Origin of the sequence: Streptomyces sp. SM11 (assembly GCF_002910905.1) — a bacterium.
Classification (GTDB): domain Bacteria; phylum Actinomycetota; class Actinomycetes; order Streptomycetales; family Streptomycetaceae; genus Streptomyces.
Map to the genome: position 1 here is coordinate 1 of NZ_NEUE01000132.1, position 14,826 is coordinate 14,826.

General features: G+C 71.0%; 16 protein-coding genes and 1 pseudogene. 7 read left to right on the forward strand and 10 right to left on the reverse strand.

Annotated elements, in window-relative coordinates:
• Both B9S58_RS09930 and mce read right to left on the reverse strand, forming a co-directional pair.
• Nucleotides 1-1,705 (reverse strand): annotated as a pseudogene (locus B9S58_RS09930) (M protein); the annotation flags it as partial.
• Between the two features lie 201 nt (nt 1,706-1,906).
• Nucleotides 1,907-2,335: a methylmalonyl-CoA epimerase gene (gene mce, locus B9S58_RS09935; RefSeq protein WP_103531751.1), complete on the reverse strand. Its 429-nt coding sequence runs from the start codon at nt 2,333-2,335 to the stop codon at nt 1,907-1,909.
• 134 nt (nt 2,336-2,469) lie between these two features.
• Here mce and B9S58_RS09940 point away from each other — a divergent pair, with 134 nt between their 5' ends.
• Entirely contained in the window at nt 2,470-3,675 is a 1,206-nt protein-coding gene (locus B9S58_RS09940) for an acetyl-CoA C-acetyltransferase (RefSeq protein WP_078585263.1), read from the forward strand.
• Nucleotides 3,676-3,712: 37 nt separating this feature from the next.
• Nucleotides 3,713-4,681, forward strand: a complete 969-nt coding sequence (gene meaB, locus B9S58_RS09945) for a methylmalonyl Co-A mutase-associated GTPase MeaB (protein WP_181009254.1) — start codon at nt 3,713-3,715, stop codon at nt 4,679-4,681.
• Between the two features lie 89 nt (nt 4,682-4,770).
• Here meaB and B9S58_RS09950 read toward each other — a convergent pair whose 3' ends face one another.
• From B9S58_RS09950 to B9S58_RS09965, 4 genes are all read right to left on the reverse strand, one after another.
• A complete protein-coding gene (locus B9S58_RS09950) occupies nt 4,771-5,439 on the reverse strand; it encodes a hypothetical protein (RefSeq protein ID WP_103531752.1) in 669 nt (222 codons plus the stop codon).
• 72 nt (nt 5,440-5,511) lie between these two features.
• Nucleotides 5,512-5,793 (reverse strand): hypothetical protein, encoded by a 282-nt coding sequence (locus B9S58_RS09955; RefSeq protein WP_103531753.1) that lies wholly within the window; start codon nt 5,791-5,793, stop codon nt 5,512-5,514.
• Nucleotides 5,794-5,955: 162 nt separating this feature from the next.
• Nucleotides 5,956-6,261 carry a hypothetical protein gene (locus B9S58_RS09960; protein WP_258044284.1) on the reverse strand — a complete coding sequence of 102 codons (306 nt, stop codon included), beginning with the start codon at nt 6,259-6,261 and terminating at the stop codon, nt 5,956-5,958.
• Between the two features lie 237 nt (nt 6,262-6,498).
• Complete coding sequence (locus tag B9S58_RS09965) at nt 6,499-7,182, reverse strand: PepSY domain-containing protein (RefSeq protein ID WP_103531754.1); 684 nt, start codon at nt 7,180-7,182, stop codon at nt 6,499-6,501.
• Between the two features lie 119 nt (nt 7,183-7,301).
• Between B9S58_RS09965 and B9S58_RS09970 the strand changes: the two genes are divergently transcribed.
• Both B9S58_RS09970 and B9S58_RS09975 read left to right on the forward strand, forming a co-directional pair.
• Nucleotides 7,302-7,964 (forward strand): response regulator transcription factor, encoded by a 663-nt coding sequence (locus B9S58_RS09970; RefSeq protein WP_103531755.1) that lies wholly within the window; start codon nt 7,302-7,304, stop codon nt 7,962-7,964.
• Nucleotides 7,961-9,403 (forward strand): sensor histidine kinase, encoded by a 1,443-nt coding sequence (locus B9S58_RS09975; RefSeq protein WP_103531756.1) that lies wholly within the window; start codon nt 7,961-7,963, stop codon nt 9,401-9,403. Before B9S58_RS09970 ends, B9S58_RS09975 begins: the two co-directional genes overlap by 4 nt.
• A 10-nt stretch (nt 9,404-9,413) precedes the next feature.
• On the opposite strand, the gene B9S58_RS09980 is transcribed toward B9S58_RS09975, so the two are convergent.
• The 4 genes from B9S58_RS09980 to B9S58_RS09995 form a co-directional block, all read right to left on the reverse strand.
• Nucleotides 9,414-9,890: a MarR family winged helix-turn-helix transcriptional regulator gene (locus B9S58_RS09980; RefSeq protein WP_003966219.1), complete on the reverse strand. Its 477-nt coding sequence runs from the start codon at nt 9,888-9,890 to the stop codon at nt 9,414-9,416.
• A gap of 149 nt (nt 9,891-10,039) precedes the next feature.
• Nucleotides 10,040-10,804, reverse strand: a complete 765-nt coding sequence (locus B9S58_RS09985) for an AIM24 family protein (protein ID WP_103531757.1) — start codon at nt 10,802-10,804, stop codon at nt 10,040-10,042.
• A complete protein-coding gene (locus B9S58_RS09990; protein WP_103531758.1) occupies nt 10,801-11,451 on the reverse strand; it encodes an AIM24 family protein in 651 nt (216 codons plus the stop codon). The genes B9S58_RS09985 and B9S58_RS09990 overlap by 4 nt, the downstream gene beginning before the upstream one ends.
• Nucleotides 11,451-12,083, reverse strand: a complete 633-nt coding sequence (locus tag B9S58_RS09995) for an AIM24 family protein (protein ID WP_103531785.1) — start codon at nt 12,081-12,083, stop codon at nt 11,451-11,453. The genes B9S58_RS09990 and B9S58_RS09995 overlap by 1 nt, the downstream gene beginning before the upstream one ends.
• Before the next feature lie 232 nt (nt 12,084-12,315).
• Here B9S58_RS09995 and B9S58_RS10000 point away from each other — a divergent pair, with 232 nt between their 5' ends.
• The 3 genes from B9S58_RS10000 to B9S58_RS10010 all read left to right on the forward strand — a co-directional run.
• A complete protein-coding gene (locus B9S58_RS10000; RefSeq protein ID WP_103531759.1) occupies nt 12,316-12,666 on the forward strand; it encodes a DUF3817 domain-containing protein in 351 nt (116 codons plus the stop codon).
• A complete protein-coding gene (locus B9S58_RS10005; protein ID WP_030079249.1) occupies nt 12,663-12,956 on the forward strand; it encodes an MTH1187 family thiamine-binding protein in 294 nt (97 codons plus the stop codon). The genes B9S58_RS10000 and B9S58_RS10005 overlap by 4 nt, the downstream gene beginning before the upstream one ends.
• A 172-nt stretch (nt 12,957-13,128) precedes the next feature.
• A partial coding sequence (locus B9S58_RS10010; protein WP_258044286.1) for a cellulose synthase catalytic subunit occupies nt 13,129-14,826 on the forward strand: 1,698 nt, incomplete at its 3' end.

Below are 14,826 nucleotides of genomic sequence, written 5' to 3' on the forward strand. Positions count from 1 at the left end.
GGGCGGCGACGCCGCGCTCGGTCTCCTCGCGCAGCTCGGCCGCGGCCCGCTCGGCCGCCTCCGTGACGGCCGCCGCCTGCTCCTCGGCCTCGGCCCGCAGCTTGTCGGCCTCGGCCCGGGTGCGCTCCAGCGTCTCCTCGGCCTGCTTGCGGAGGGTCGCGGCCCGCTCGGCGGCCTCGGTGCGGATGCGCTCGCTCTCGCCGTTCGCGTTGGTGCGCAGCTCGTCCGCGTCGGAGCGGGCCTCGGTCAGCAGCTCCTCGGCGGTGCGGGCGCCCTCCTCCAGCTGCTGGACCGCCTCGCGGCGGGCCTCGCCCCGGATCCGCTCGCCCTCGGCGACCGCCTCGGAGCGCAGCTGCTCGGCCTCGCCGCGTAGCCGGCGGGCCTCCTCCTGGAGCTCGACCGTCTTGGCCCGGTACTCCTTGGTGTCGTCCTTGGCCGCGCCCTTGAGCTCGTCGGCCTGCTCGGCGGCCTCGCCGCGCAGCCGGTCCGCCTCGGCCTCCGCCTCGCGGCGGATCCGCTCGGCCTCCTCGCTCGCCGCCTTCGTCGTCGACCGGGCGTCCTCGGAGGCCTTGGTGAGCACCTCCTCGGCGCTGCGGGCGGCCTTCGCGAGTTGGGCGGCGGCGTCCTCGGCGGCGACCGTACGGGCCTTCTCGCCCGCCTCGGCGACCAGCCGCTCCGCCTCGGCCCGGGCGTCGACGAGCGCCTGCTCGGCCTCTTCCTTCAGTACCTCGGTGTTCTTGGTGGCCTCGCCGACCAGCCGGGCGATCTCCGACTTGGCCGTACGGGTGCGCTGTTCGTTCTGCGACTCGGCGGCGGTCAGCTGCTTGGCGGCGGCCTCCTTCGCCTCGGAGAGGAGCTTCTCGGCCTCCAGGCGGGACTCGCGCAGCCGGGTCTCGGCCTCCGAGAGGCGCTGCTCGGCGGTGCGGTTCAGCTCGGCGGTCTGCCGGCGGGCCTGGTCGGTCTCCGCGGTGGTGCTGGAACGCAGCTGCTCCGCGTGGCTGGTGGCCTCCTGCGCCTGGGCGGAGGCGGCCCCGACGAGGCGCTCGGCGTCCTTGCGGGCGCGCAGCAGGATCGCTTCGGCTTCGGTCCTGGCGGCCTCGGTCTCCGAGCCGGTGCGCCGCCGGGTTTCCTCGGCCAGCCGGGCGGCCTCGTCGCGGGCGGCGGCCAGCGCCTGCTCGGCCTCGGCGCGGGACTCCTCCAGCAGCCGGCGGGCCTGCGACTCGGTGCGGGCGCGCAGCTGTTCGGCCCAGGCGACGTTCTCGTTGACGTGCGACTCGACGGTCTGGCGGCGTTCCGCCAGCTCCTGGTCGAGCCGCTGCCTGCGCTGGACGGCCTCGGTGTGCAACTCGGCCTGCAGGCGCGCTTGGTGCTCGGCGTGCTCCTGCAGGATCCGCTGCGTCTGAGCCCGGGCCTCGCGCAGCTCGCGCTCGGCGTCGCCGCGCATCTGCTCGGCCTGGACCTGCGCGTTCCGCAGCATCTGTTCGGCCTGGTAGCCGATGTCCGCGCTGTCGTAGGCGGGACGGGTCGCGAGATTCCGCCGGGCCTCGTGCAGCTTGGCGCGCAAGACCTCGACCTGGTAACCGAGGTCCTCGGCGTGCTGGACGGCCTTCTCCCGGTCGGTCTTCAGCCGGTCCATCTCGGCTTCGAACCGCGAGAGATGGTCGTCTTCAGCCCGGTGGCTCTCCTGGCGTTCGTAGCCCCGCACTGCGCGGTCCCATCCTTCCCCGAGCTCTCAACTCGTCGAGCGGGGGAGACCCCAACCCTGGTCGTAACTCTCCGCACGAGCACTGCTCGCCGGCGAGCGGTCCCCCGGGGAATGGTGACAGACAAACGACGAGGACGTGGCACGGCCCCGACCCGGCCCCGGCCCGGAACCGCCCACTCTACCGGGCCGGGTATGCGGTGGTCAGTGCTCCGCCCTGCTCGTGACCAGTTCGGTGAGGACGCCGTGGCAGTCCTTGGGGTGCAGGAAGGTGATCCGGGACCCCATGGACCCCGTCCTGGGCTCGTCGTACAGCACCCGGACGCCCTTCTCGCGGATGTCCGCGGCGTCCCCGTCCACGTCCTCGGTACCGAAGGCGATGTGGTGCACGCCCTCCCCGTTCTTCGCCAGCCACTTGCCCACGGCCGAGTCCTCCCGGGTCGGCTCCAGCAGCTGGAGGTACGAAGCCCCGCCGTCCGAGGTCTCGTTGATCTTGAGCATCGCCTCCCGGACGCCCTGCTCCTCGTTGATCTCGGAGTGGAACACCTCGAACCCGTACGTGGCACGGTAGAACTCGACCGTCCTGTCCAGGTCGAAACAGGCGATCCCGATGTGGTCGATTCGCGTCAGCATGGATCCAGTGCAGCGCTACCGCCATGGTTACGCAACGTGCGCGCCGTCACACCGGTTGCCGGATGACGGGCGCGGTGCCGCTCAGTACATTCAAGTAAACCCTCGTTCACATCCGATCCCAAGGGGCCGTGCCCATGCCAGCAACGACCGGTACCACCACCTCAGTGATCGTCGCGGGCGCCCGGACGCCCATGGGCCGTCTCCTCGGCTCCCTGAAGAGCTTCTCCGCCGCCGACCTCGGAGGCTTCGCGATCAAGGCCGCCCTGGACCGGGCCGGCATCGGCGGTGACCAGGTCCAGTACGTGATCATGGGCCAGGTGCTCACGGCCGGCGCGGGCCAGATTCCCGCCCGGCAGGCCGCGATCAAGGCCGGCATCCCGATGAACGTCCCCGCGCTCACCGTCAACAAGGTGTGCCTGTCCGGGCTCGACGCCATCGCGCTGGCCGACCAGCTCATCCGCGCCGGGGAGTTCGACGTGGTGGTCGCGGGCGGCCAGGAGTCCATGACCAACGCCCCGCACCTGCTGCCGAAGTCCCGCGAGGGCTACAAGTACGGCGCGATCGAGATGCTGGACTCGATGGCGTACGACGGTCTCACCGACGCCTACGAGAACATCCCGATGGGCGAGTCCACCGAGAAGCACAACGGCCGTCTCGGGCTCGACCGTGCCGCCCAGGACGAGATCGGCGCGCTGTCCCACCAGCGGGCCGCCGCCGCCCAGAAGAACGGGCTCTTCGAGGCGGAGATCACCCCGGTCGAGATCCCGCAGCGCAAGGGCGACCCGGTCCTCTTCGCCAAGGACGAGGGCATCCGCGCCGAGACGACCGTGGAGACCCTCGGCAAGCTGCGTCCCGCCTTCGCCAAGGACGGCACGATCACCGCCGGCACCTCCTCGCAGATCTCCGACGGCGCCGCCGCGGTCGTCGTGATGAGCAAGGCCAGGGCCGAGGAGCTGGGCCTCGACTGGATCGCCGAGATCGGCGCCCACGGAAACGTCGCCGGCCCCGACAACTCCCTCCAGTCGCAGCCCTCCGGCGCCATCCGGCACGCCCTGAAGAAGGACGGCCTGGCCGTCGAGGACCTCGACCTGATCGAGATCAACGAGGCGTTCGCCGCCGTCGCGGTCCAGTCCATGAAGGACCTGGGCGTCACCTCGGACAAGGTCAACGTCAACGGCGGCGCCATCGCGCTCGGCCACCCCATCGGGATGTCCGGCGCCCGGGTCGTCCTGCACCTGGCCCTGGAGCTGAAGCGGCGCGGCGGCGGCACCGGCGCGGCGGCGCTGTGCGGCGGCGGCGGTCAGGGCGACGCGTTGATCATCCGCGTTCCGGGCAAGTAGTACCCGTAACGGTCACGAGGACAAGGGATACGGAGCGGTGAACGTGGACGTGGACGTCCCCACGCTGGTCGAACAGGCGCGAGCAGGCAGGCCGCGTGCGGTGGCCCGGCTGATCTCGCTGGTGGAGGGGGCGTCCCCGCAGCTGCGGGAGGTGATGGCCGCGCTGGCGCCGCTGGCCGGCCACGCCTACGTCGTCGGTCTGACGGGCTCGCCGGGCGTCGGCAAGTCCACCTCCACCTCGGCCCTGGTCACCGCCTACCGCCGGGCGGGCAAGCGGGTCGGCGTCCTCGCCGTCGACCCGTCCTCGCCGTTCTCCGGCGGTGCCCTGCTCGGCGACCGGATCCGGATGTCGGACCACGTCTCCGACCCCGGCGTCTACATCCGCTCGATGGCGACCCGGGGCCACCTGGGCGGCCTCGCCTGGTCCGCGCCGCAGGCCATCCGGGTGCTGGACGCGGCGGGCTGCGACGTGATCCTCGTCGAGACGGTCGGCGTCGGTCAGTCCGAGGTGGAGATCGCCTCCCAGGCCGACACCTCCGTCGTGCTGCTCGCCCCGGGCATGGGCGACGGCATCCAGGCGGCCAAGGCCGGAATCCTGGAGATCGGCGACGTCTACGTGGTCAACAAGGCGGACCGGGACGGCGCGGACGCCACCGCCCGCGAGCTGAACCACATGCTGGGCCTGGGGGAGTCCCGGGGCCCCGGCGACTGGCGCCCCCCGATCGTGAAGACGGTCGCCGCCCGGGGCCAGGGCACCGACGAGGTCGTCGAGGCCCTGGAGAAGCATCGGGCCTGGATGGAGGAGCACGGCGTCCTGGCCGAGCGCCGCACCGCCCGCGCCGCGCACGAGGTCGAGACGATCGCCGTCACCGCGCTCCGCGAGAGGATCGCCGACCTGCGCGGCGACCGCCGCCTGCACGCCCTGGCCGAGCGCATCGTGGCGGGGAGCATGGACCCGTACGCGGCGGCGGACGAGCTGGTGGCGGGGCTGACGGGGGGCTCCTGAGCAGGCGCTGAAGGCCCCGCGGGTGGTCTTGGGCTGCGCGGCCGCCCTCGGGGCCTTCTTGTGTACGTGCAGGGCGACCGGCGTCCCCGTCAGCCGTCCTGTGCCGGATGCCCCTCGTGGGCCGCCCGCTCGGCCTGACGGGCGGCTTCGACGTACCGCGGGGCGAACTTCATCGCGTACGCCTCGGGCACCTCGTACGGGGACCGCCAGTACTCCGGCAGGAAGCTGTCGCCGTCCTCGTAACAGATGTGGCAGGAGGCGCACCACTCCGTCCGCCAGGCGTACGCGACGGCGCGGACTCCGTCGATGACCGCGTCCAGCGGACCGTCCTCCCGGTACCAGCGGTGGAGATCCGCCGCCCCGCACCCGGGGCAGGCCACCGACGGATCGGCAGCGGCCGGCTCCTGGTCGAACGCCCCCCGCCAGGCGTCCATGAGTTCGGGTGCGACGATCCGCCATCCGCCCGGTCCGAGGAGAGCGAGCTCATCGGTCTCGAACAGATCCATCCCCGCGGCTTCCACGGCACCGAGCGTCGTGCACTCGCCTGTCACCAGATCGACCCGGACAGGGCCGGTCCCGATCACCATGAACGACGGGTCGCCGGTCTCCAGGTAGCGACGGTCCTGATAGCCGAAGTAGGCGTAGTCGCCGACCACGGCGGTGTGGCCGCCGACGGGTACCAGCCGCACCCCGTCGTTGAGGGGATCCTCATCCACGTGCCTCCGGGCCAGTTCGGCCGCCCGTTCGTCACTGATCACTGGTCGGTCCTCAGCAGGAGTTGTGGACGGGACCCTTCCGGTACGCTCCGGCGGACGAGGGCGCCGCCCGCTTCAGAGCAGACCGCGGTCCATGAGGGCTTCCGCCTCGTCCCAGTCGATGAATCGGCACGATCCGGTCGCCACATCAACGGCTACCGGCAGATTCCCTCCCAACTGCATGTCCTCACGACCGTGGTCGAGATACGCGACGTGGTCGTAGGGAGCGATGTACTGCCCACCTTCGATGAAGCAGTACTCGGCAATGATCCGGACGTTCGAGGACGGGCCCCAGGATCTGCTCGCGGAGGCGAGGAATTCCTCGGCTCCGCGTTCGGCTTCCCGCTTGTCGAGCATGTCGGTTCGTCCTTATGAGGTGGACCGTCCGATCCGGGCGGTCCGGGCGACGGAGAGTTCGGTCGGGGGCGGGCGCCTGTGGCGTCAGGCGGTGTCGAACGCTTCCCGCTTCGGAGGGGCGGCGGTGGCGATGACGGTCTGAAGGTCGAAGACGAGGACCAGCTAATACCGCTGCAGATCCGCCAGCCGGCTGAAGACGCGTTCGGCCTCGCCCCGCTCCCGGTCCTTGTCGCCCCCGAAGTCCCGTACGGTGACGACGGCTTGGTAACGGTCGAACGGGATGCCCCGGTCTTCTTCGTAGTCGTGGCTCAGCTCCAGTTCGAGCGCCGCGTCAACGAGGTCCGCGCTGTAGTCCACCGGTCCGTGGGAGACCGGGCGCAACCGTCCGCCGGAAGCCGTCGCCACATCCGCTGTCAGCGTCTCCTCGGGGAGACCGGGGTGGATGAAGACGCTGTGGTGGGAAGCCACTGTTCCGGCCCCTTCGGGGTATGGCTTGATCGCGATGGTTGTCCGGTCGGGCCCGGCCGGAGGTGTACTGGGTGGTGCGACCAGGGGGCGTACCCGATTCCAGATCGTGTGAACATGCTCCCGGGCGCGGAAAGCCGCACGTGAACCCTCCGGGACGGGCGGGGGAACACCGGGGAACGGTCCCGAACCGCTGCTGCGGTACGGGGCCCATGGCGCCTCGGAGGTGCTGAGCGGCGGTCAGCTGTCGTCGCCGTCCCGGTCATCGCGGTCGTCCCGGTCGTCGTCACCGTCGTCGTCGCGGTCCACGGTGACCTTGCCGGTCTTCGCGTCGACGCGCAGTTCGTGCTGCCTGCCGTCCGTGCCCGTGATGTCGACGTCCCAGCGCAGGACACCGCCCCGGCGGTTGTCGTCGTCGTCATCGTCGTCCAGGTCGATCGAGGTGACGCTGCCCGGCGCGCTCTTCAGGGCCGCGGCCGCCGCCTGGTTCAGGGTGACGGCGGAGGCGCGGGGCGCGTGGCGGTCGCGGTCGTCGTTGTCGTCGTCGCGGGTCTTGAGGACCTTGCCGTTGCCGGCGTCCACCGTGACATCGTGCCACTGCTTGTCGGACCCGCGGACGTCCAGCTCCCAGACCGCCCGGCCGTCGTGGTCGTCGTCGTCATCGTCCAGCTCGGCCTCGGTGACCGTGCCCGGGACGCTCTTCAGGGCGGCGGCGACGGCCCGGTCGAGGGAGATCCGAGTGGTCTTCGCGGCGGCCGGGGCCCGGTCGTCGGCCCCGTCGTCGGCGAGGCTCACGGAGCTCACGCTCCTGGCGGGCGTACGGTCGCGGTCGCCGTCGCCGTCCGCGAAGGCGACGGTGGCGGCGGTGGCGCCGCCGATCAGAACGGCCGCGGTGATCGCCGCGACGGTGACGTTGCGCTTCATGAGGTTCCTCCCCGAGAGCTGCTGTGCTGTTCGACGTGACCCACACTGCCGGGGCGATGCTGAACGCCACCTGAAGCCACCTGAAGGCGCCTTCAGGTCGAGTTTGCGAGGCTGTGCGCATGCGCCTGTTGATCGTGGAGGACGAGAAGCGCCTCGCGGTGTCCCTGGCCAGGGGACTCACCGCCGAGGGTTTCGCCGTGGATGTCGTGCACGACGGCCTTGAGGGGCTCCACCGGGCGAGCGAGGGCGCCTACGACCTGGTGATCCTCGACATCATGCTGCCCGGCATGAACGGCTACCGCGTCTGCTCGAACCTGCGCGCCGCCGGCCACGAGGTGCCGATCCTCATGCTGACCGCCAAGGACGGCGAGTACGACGAGGCCGAGGGCCTGGACACCGGCGCCGACGACTACCTGACCAAGCCCTTCAGCTACATCGTCCTCGTCGCCCGGGTCCGCGCCCTGCTGCGCCGCCGGGGGGCCGGAACCGCCGCACCGGTCCTGACCGTCGGGTCCCTGCGCATCGACACCGCCGCCCGCCGGGTGGTCCGCGGCGAGGACGAGATCGCGCTCACCGCCAAGGAGTTCGCGGTGCTGGAGCAACTCGCCCTGCGCGCGGGCCAGGTGGTCAGCAAGGCGGAGATCCTGGAGCACGTCTGGGACTTCGCCTACGACGGCGACCCGAACATCGTCGAGGTCTACGTCTCCACCCTGCGCCGCAAGCTCGGCGCCACCGCCATCCGCACCGTGCGCGGCGCGGGCTACCGGCTGGAGGCGAAGTGAGGTCCGTACGGGCCAGGGCCGCCATCGGGGCCACCCTGGTCGTCGCCGTCGCCCTGGTCGGGGCCGGCCTGGCCGTCCTCCTGGTCCTGCGGGCCAACCTGATCGACCAGGCGGACCTCCAGGCCGAGGTGGCGGCCCGCGAGGCGGCCGGACAGCTCGCCACGGGCACTCCGTACGACGACGTGGAACTGGACGACGAGGAGGACCACCCGGTCCAGGTGACCGACGAGGGGGGCCGGGTCGTCATCGTCTCCAAGGACCTGCGGGCCGTCACCGGCACCGGCACGTCCGGTGTCACCCCGGTGCCCTCGGCCCCGGCGGGGGCCTCCCCGTCGCCCGGCGACGATGACGATGACGATGATGATGATGACGGCAGCCGCCCCGGCCGGGGAGAGGTCTCCTCCGACGACCCGGACTTCTCCGACGGCACCGCCACCGTCGACCGCACCACCGCCGACTACCGCTTCGCCGCCGTCGAGGCGACCACCCCCGACGGCGTCACCCTCACCGTGTACGCGGGCGCACCGCTCGCCGCCGAGCAGGAGGCGGTGAACACGGTGCGCGGGGCCATGCTCACCGGGCTGCCGGTGCTTCTGGTGGTCGTCGCCGGGGTGACCTGGCTGGTGACCCGGCGTGCACTGCGGCCGGTCGAGGGCATCCGCCGCGAGCTGGCGGCGATCACCGCGTCCGAGGACCTGGCCCGCCGGGTGCCGGAGCCCGGTTCGCGGGACGAGATCGCCCGGCTGGCCCGGACGACGAACGAGACGCTCACCGTCCTGGAGGCGTCCGTGGAGCGGCAGCGGCGGTTCGTCGCGGACGCCTCGCACGAGCTGCGCTCCCCGATCGCCTCGCTGCGCACCCAGCTGGAGGTGGCCGAGGCCCACCCGGAGCTGCTCGATCTCCCGGGCGCGGTCGCCGACACCGTACGCCTCCAGGTGCTGGCGGCGGACCTGCTGCTGCTGGCCCGGCTGGACGCGGGGGAGAGGCCCGGGAGCGCCACGGTGGAGCTGGGCGCGCTGGTCCGGGAGGAGGTGTCGCAGCGCACCGGGGACCGGATTCCGGTGACGGTCCAGGTGCCGGAGGGCGGTGCGTTCGAGGTGAACGGGTCGCGCGGGCAGCTGTCCCGGGTGATCGGCAACCTGCTGGACAACGCCCAGCGGCACGCCGGGGAGAGCGTCGCGGTGTCGGTGGCGGCCGACGGGCGCGGCGTGCGGGTGGAGGTCCGGGACGACGGGGACGGCATTCCCGAGGGCGAGTGGGAGCGGATCTTCGAACGGTTCGTCCGGCTCGACGACGCCCGCAGCCGGGACGACGGCGGCGCCGGCCTCGGCCTGGCCATCGCCCGGGACGTCGCCTCGCGCCACGGCGGGACGCTGACGGTGCACCGGGCGGACGGGGGCGGTGCGGCCTTCCGGATGTGGCTGCCCCGCTCCGCCTGACGGCGCGGGCCTACAGCTTGCCGCGCTTGCCGCGCAGGTGTTCCGCGATCGGGGTCAGTGCCGCGTGCAGGTCGGCGAGCGCCTCGGGGGACAGCAGGTCCATGAAGTGCTGCCGCACCGAGGCGACATGGTGCGGGGCGACCTTCCGCATGGTCTCCGCGCCGTGCTCGGTGAGGACCGCGAACAGTCCGCGCCGGTCCGATTCGCAGTGGGTGCGGCGGACCAGTCCGGCGGTCTCCATGCGGGTGATCTGGTGCGAGAGCCGGCTCTTGGACTGAAGGGTGGCGGCGGCGAGGTCGCTCATCCGCATCCGCTGGTCGTCCGATTCGGAGAGGTTGACCAGGATCTCGTAGTCGTTCATGGTCAGGCCGAACGGCTGGAGGTCCTTCTCCAGCTGGTGCATCAGCAGCCTGCTGACGTCCAGGTGGGTGCGCCAGGCGCACTGCTCCGTGTCGCTCAGCCAGCGGGTGGCCGTCTCGGTCTCCATATATGGATTCTACCTAAGAAGTTGAAAGCCGGACGAAATTGGGGAGTGTGACGACCGGCACCCCCGGCGTGCCGGAGTGCCGACAGGCCCGTCGGCAAGCACCGACGGCTGGGCGCAGACGTTCGACGTCACACTCCGCAGACTACCGCTCACAACCCGAAGCGACGCTGGAGGTCCCCCAGCTGGCCGGGCATGCGCGGGGCTGATCCGTGTTGACCCCCGCCGCCCGGGACACCCGGCTCGTTCGGCGGTGCGCCCGTCGCCTGCTCCGCCATCAGGGCCTCGCTCGACTGGAGCAGCACCGTGCCCGCCCCGACGAACTCGAACTGGTGCTCCTCGCCCGACGTTCCGCCGATCCCCGTGAGTGACCGGATACCGCCCATCACGCCCGTCATATAGCCGTGGTCGTAGTGGTGGCACGGGGAGGGGCAGTCGGCCCAGCCCACCAGCGCCTGTGGATCCACCCGCAGCGGCGGCTCCATGAACACCACCGGGCCGTTCGACGCGGCCACGAACTTCCCCGTGCCGATCAGCGTCACGAACCCCGGCACGATCGACTGCTTCAGCGCCATCGTCGGCTGGTACGCCAGCAGGTTCCCGGACCGGATGGTGAGGTTGCCGTCCTCCAGGTCGAAGGAGTTCACATCGAACGCCCGGTCCGCCAGCAGCATCTTCCCGCTGCCCTCGGCCACCACCCAGTCGCTCGCGTGCAGCGGCGAATGGAAGCTGGAGCGCACCAGCCGCTCGAACCGGCCGTGCCCGATGCCGTCGAACTGGATCTGCCCGTAGTAGGCGATCATCTTGCCCTTCTGCAGGAACCACCGGCTCCCCTTGAGCTCCACGCAGAAGGTGTAGGAGTTGACGTTGTCGTCCGACGGCAGCGTCATGGGGTCGAAGACCACGGGCGTGCTCACAGCTTCTCCTCCGACGCCTGGACGTACACCGCACCACTGCCGCTCAGCTCCAGCTGGAACGCCTCGCCGGAGCCCCGTCCCACCATGTCCCGCCAGCCGACCGCCGTGGACAGCTTGTTGCGGACCTCGCCGTGGTGGGCGACGTACGCCTGCGGGTCGACATGGACGTCCCGGCCCGGGGTGATCGGCAGTTCGATCACCCCGCCGTGCGCCATCACCGCGACCGCGCCGTGCCCCTTGAGGGTGGTGGTGAACAGGCCCTGGCCGGTCACCTGGCCGCGCACCATGCCCATCACCCCGCCCTGCGAGCCCATGAACATCGTGCCCTGCTGGAGGGTCCCGTCGAACGCGAGCAGCCGGTCGGCCTCCACGTACAGGGTGTCGCCCGCCAGCTCGATCACCTGGATGTGGTGGCCGCCGTGGCCGAACATCACCGTGCCCGCGCCCTCGACCGTCATCAGCGGCGTCGATTCGCCCGCCACCCGGCGGCCGATCATCGACGCGACGCCGCCCTGACCGCCCTGGATGTTCGGGGTGAAGGACACCTCGCCCCGGTACGCCAGCATCGCGCCGCGCTGGCTGAACAGCTTCTGGCCCGGGGCCAGGGTGGCCTCGACCATCTTGGAGTTGATCTCCCGGAACGGCATCAGACATCGCCCCCGACGGTGTTGCGCTCGCTCGGCTGCACGTAGACGAGGCCGTCGCCCTCGAAGCGGATCTGGAACGCCTCGCCGGAGCCCTCGCCCATCAGCGTCCGGAAGTTCACCCCCGCCTGGAAGTTCTGCTGGAGCCGGCCCTGGTGGGCGATGTACGCGCCGGGGTCGACCATCAGCGGATACTGCGGCGACACCCGCAGCAGCACCGCCGCGCCGTCCGACATGATCGCCGCCTGCCCGGTGCCCTCCACCGTGGTGGTGAACAGGCCGTTGCCGCTCGCCCCGCCGCGCAGCCCGGTGAACGTCGTGCCCGTGCGCAGCCCGGCGTCGGTGGCCAGTAGATTGCTCGACTCCACGTACAGCGTGTCGCCGTGCAGTGAGACGAGGTTGATCTCGCTCGCCCGGTCGGCGAAGTAGCAGGTGCCCTGCCCGGACACCTCCATCACCGTCATCTGTTCGCCGGTCAGCCGGCGGGTCACCATGCCGCGTATCCCCTCACCGCCGCCGGTCATCTTCTTGAAGGTCATCCGGCCGTCGTACGCGACCATCGAGCCGTTCTTCGCCTTGACGGCATCGCCGGCCAGATCGACGGCGAGCGTCTTGCTGCCTTGGAGTCGGAACATCGCCACGTGATGACGGTAGCCCTCCGCCCCGCGCACGGCCAGACCCTTCCGAACCGTTACGCCCCTGATGCTCCCCTGATGCGCACCCGGACCGGCCCTGGTATGCGGCGATACGCGCACCGGCGGACGGGGCGGCCCCCGCTGCCGGGGGCGGACCGGCGCGATGCCACAATGAGGGCGGCTTGTGCCTGGGTTCACAAGCCCTCGCGACCCTCCCACCGAAGGTGCCCCTGTGGACATCAAGACCGCTTCCGCCCTGCACCGGCTGCGCCTCATCTCGATTCCCGAGGCGCTGTCCTTCCCCGCCCTGATCCTCTTCGGCTCGGTCCTCAGTCGCGTCTCGGACATCGACTTCCTGATGATGCCGCTCGGCATGATCCACGGCGTGCTCTTCGTGATCTACGCCGTGTTCCTGCTCGACGTCTGGATGAAGGCCAAGTGGCCGCTCAAGCGCGTCGCGCTCTTCTTCGTCCTGTCCCTGATCCCCTTCGGAGGGCTCTACGGCGACAAGCTCCTGAAGGGTTACGAGGCCGACGGCGTCATTGCCGCCCGCGCCCGCCGCGAGGGCACGGTCAGCGCATGATCGTCGCGTTCTCGGTCTCCCCGCTCGGTGTCGGCGAGGACGTCGGGGAGTACGTCGCCGACGCCGTGCGCGTCGTCCGCGAATCCGGGCTCCCCAACCGCACCGATGCCATGTTCACCTCGATCGAGGGCGAGTGGGACGAGGTCATGGACGTCGTCAAGCGCGCCGTGGCCGCCGTCGAGGCCCGCGCCGGCCGTGTCTCCCTGGTGCTGAAGGCCGACATCCGGCCCGGCGTCACCGACGGACTCACCTCCAAGGTCGAGACCGTGGAGCGTCACCTCGCTTCCTGACGCACCATCCGCACGGAACATCCCGTATTCACCCGAAAAGCCCCCGGTGCCACACGGCCGGGGGTTTTTCCGGCTCCGGACCAAAAACCGCTCACTCGGACCTGCCAAGTCGACACGCCGTTAGCTGTCCCCTTCTGTGGGGATATCAACCCGTTCGACAGTGGGAGGCACGGTGCGGTCGGAGGGCTACGACTACGACACCTACAGCCGGCTCGCGGGTCCGCTCACTGAGCCGGATCCGACGGGGTACCGGGTGCGGTACAAGAGCCTGCTCTCGACGGAGAAGCACCGAATAAGAGCCGTCCTGCTGATGACGCTGGCCCCGGTGCTCACGGGCATCCTGCTGCTGTACCTGGTCTGGCCCACGCACTGGACCGAGCGGGAGAACGGGGAGCGCTGGCTGGTCGTCGCCGACACCGTGATGCTGGTGTCGATCGCCCTGATCGAGCTGTTCATGCTGGTCAACGTGGTCTCCATCGCGCACGCCACGCTTGTCGCGCGGGACCCGGTCCCGGTGACGCCCGAGCCCGGCACCAAGGTCGCCTTCCTGACCACGTACGTCCCCGGCAAGGAACCGCTCTCCATGGTCCGCACCACCCTCAAGGGCGCCGTACGCCTGAAGCACTCCGGCCCGCTGGACGTCTGGCTGCTCGACGAGGGCGACGACCCCGGGGCCCGGATGCTCTGCGCCGAACTGGGCGTCCACCACTTCACCCGGCGCGGGGTCCCCGAGTGGAACCGGGACAAGGGCGTCCACAAGGCGAAGACGAAGCACGGCAACTACAACGCCTGGATCGCCCTGCACGGCTGCGACTACGACTTCTTCGCCTCCGTCGACACCGACCACGTGCCCATGCCTAACTTCCTGGAGCGGATGATGGGCTACTTCCGCGACCCGGACGTCGCCTTCGTCGTCGGGCCGCAGGTCTACGGGAACTACGACTCGGCCGTCACCAAGGCCGCAGAGTCGCAGCAGTTCCTCTTCCACGCCCTGATCCAGCGCGCGGGCAACCGCTACGGCGCCCCGATGTTCGTCGGCACCAACAACGTCGTCCGCATCGCCGCGCTGCGGCAGGTCGGCGGCCTGTACGACTCCATCACCGAGGACATGGCCACCGGCTTCGAGATCCACCGCCGCCGCAACCCGCGCACCGGGCACTACTGGCGTTCCGTCTACACCCCCGACGTGCTGGCCGTGGGCGAGGGGCCCGCCTCCTGGACGGACTTCTTCACCCAGCAGCTGCGCTGGTCCCGGGGAACGTACGAGACGCTGTTCAAGCAGTACGGCAAGGCGCTGTTCCGGGTGCCCCCCGGCCGCCTCCTCAGCTACACGCTGATGCTCGTCTACTACCCGATGACCGCCGTCAACTGGCTGCTCGGCGTCCTCAGCTGTGTGCTCTTCCTCTGGTTCGGGGCGTCCGGCACCCAGGTCGCCGCCTCCATCTGGCTGATGCTCTACAGCGACGCCGCCGCCCTCCAGATCGGGCTCTACCTCTGGAACCGCCGGCACAACGTCTCCCCGCACGAGCCCGAGGGCTCCGGCGGACTCGCGGGCATGGCCATGTCCGCGCTCTCCGCGCCGATCTACCTGAAGTCGCTCGGCTCGGCCGTGCTGCGCACCGACGGCCGGTTCGTCGTCACGCCCAAGGGCGGCCAGGCGTCCCCGGACCGGCTGCTCACCTTCCGTATCCATCTCACCTGGGCGGCGGTCCTGCTCTCCTCGCTCGCCGCGTCCGTCTACCTCGACCACACCCATGTCGCGATGCGGACCTGGGCGACGCTTGGCCTGGCGATATCCCTCTCCCCGGTCGCCGTGTGGGCCTGGACCGTCCGGCAGGACAAGCGCGCCGAGGCCGCACGTGTCGTCCCC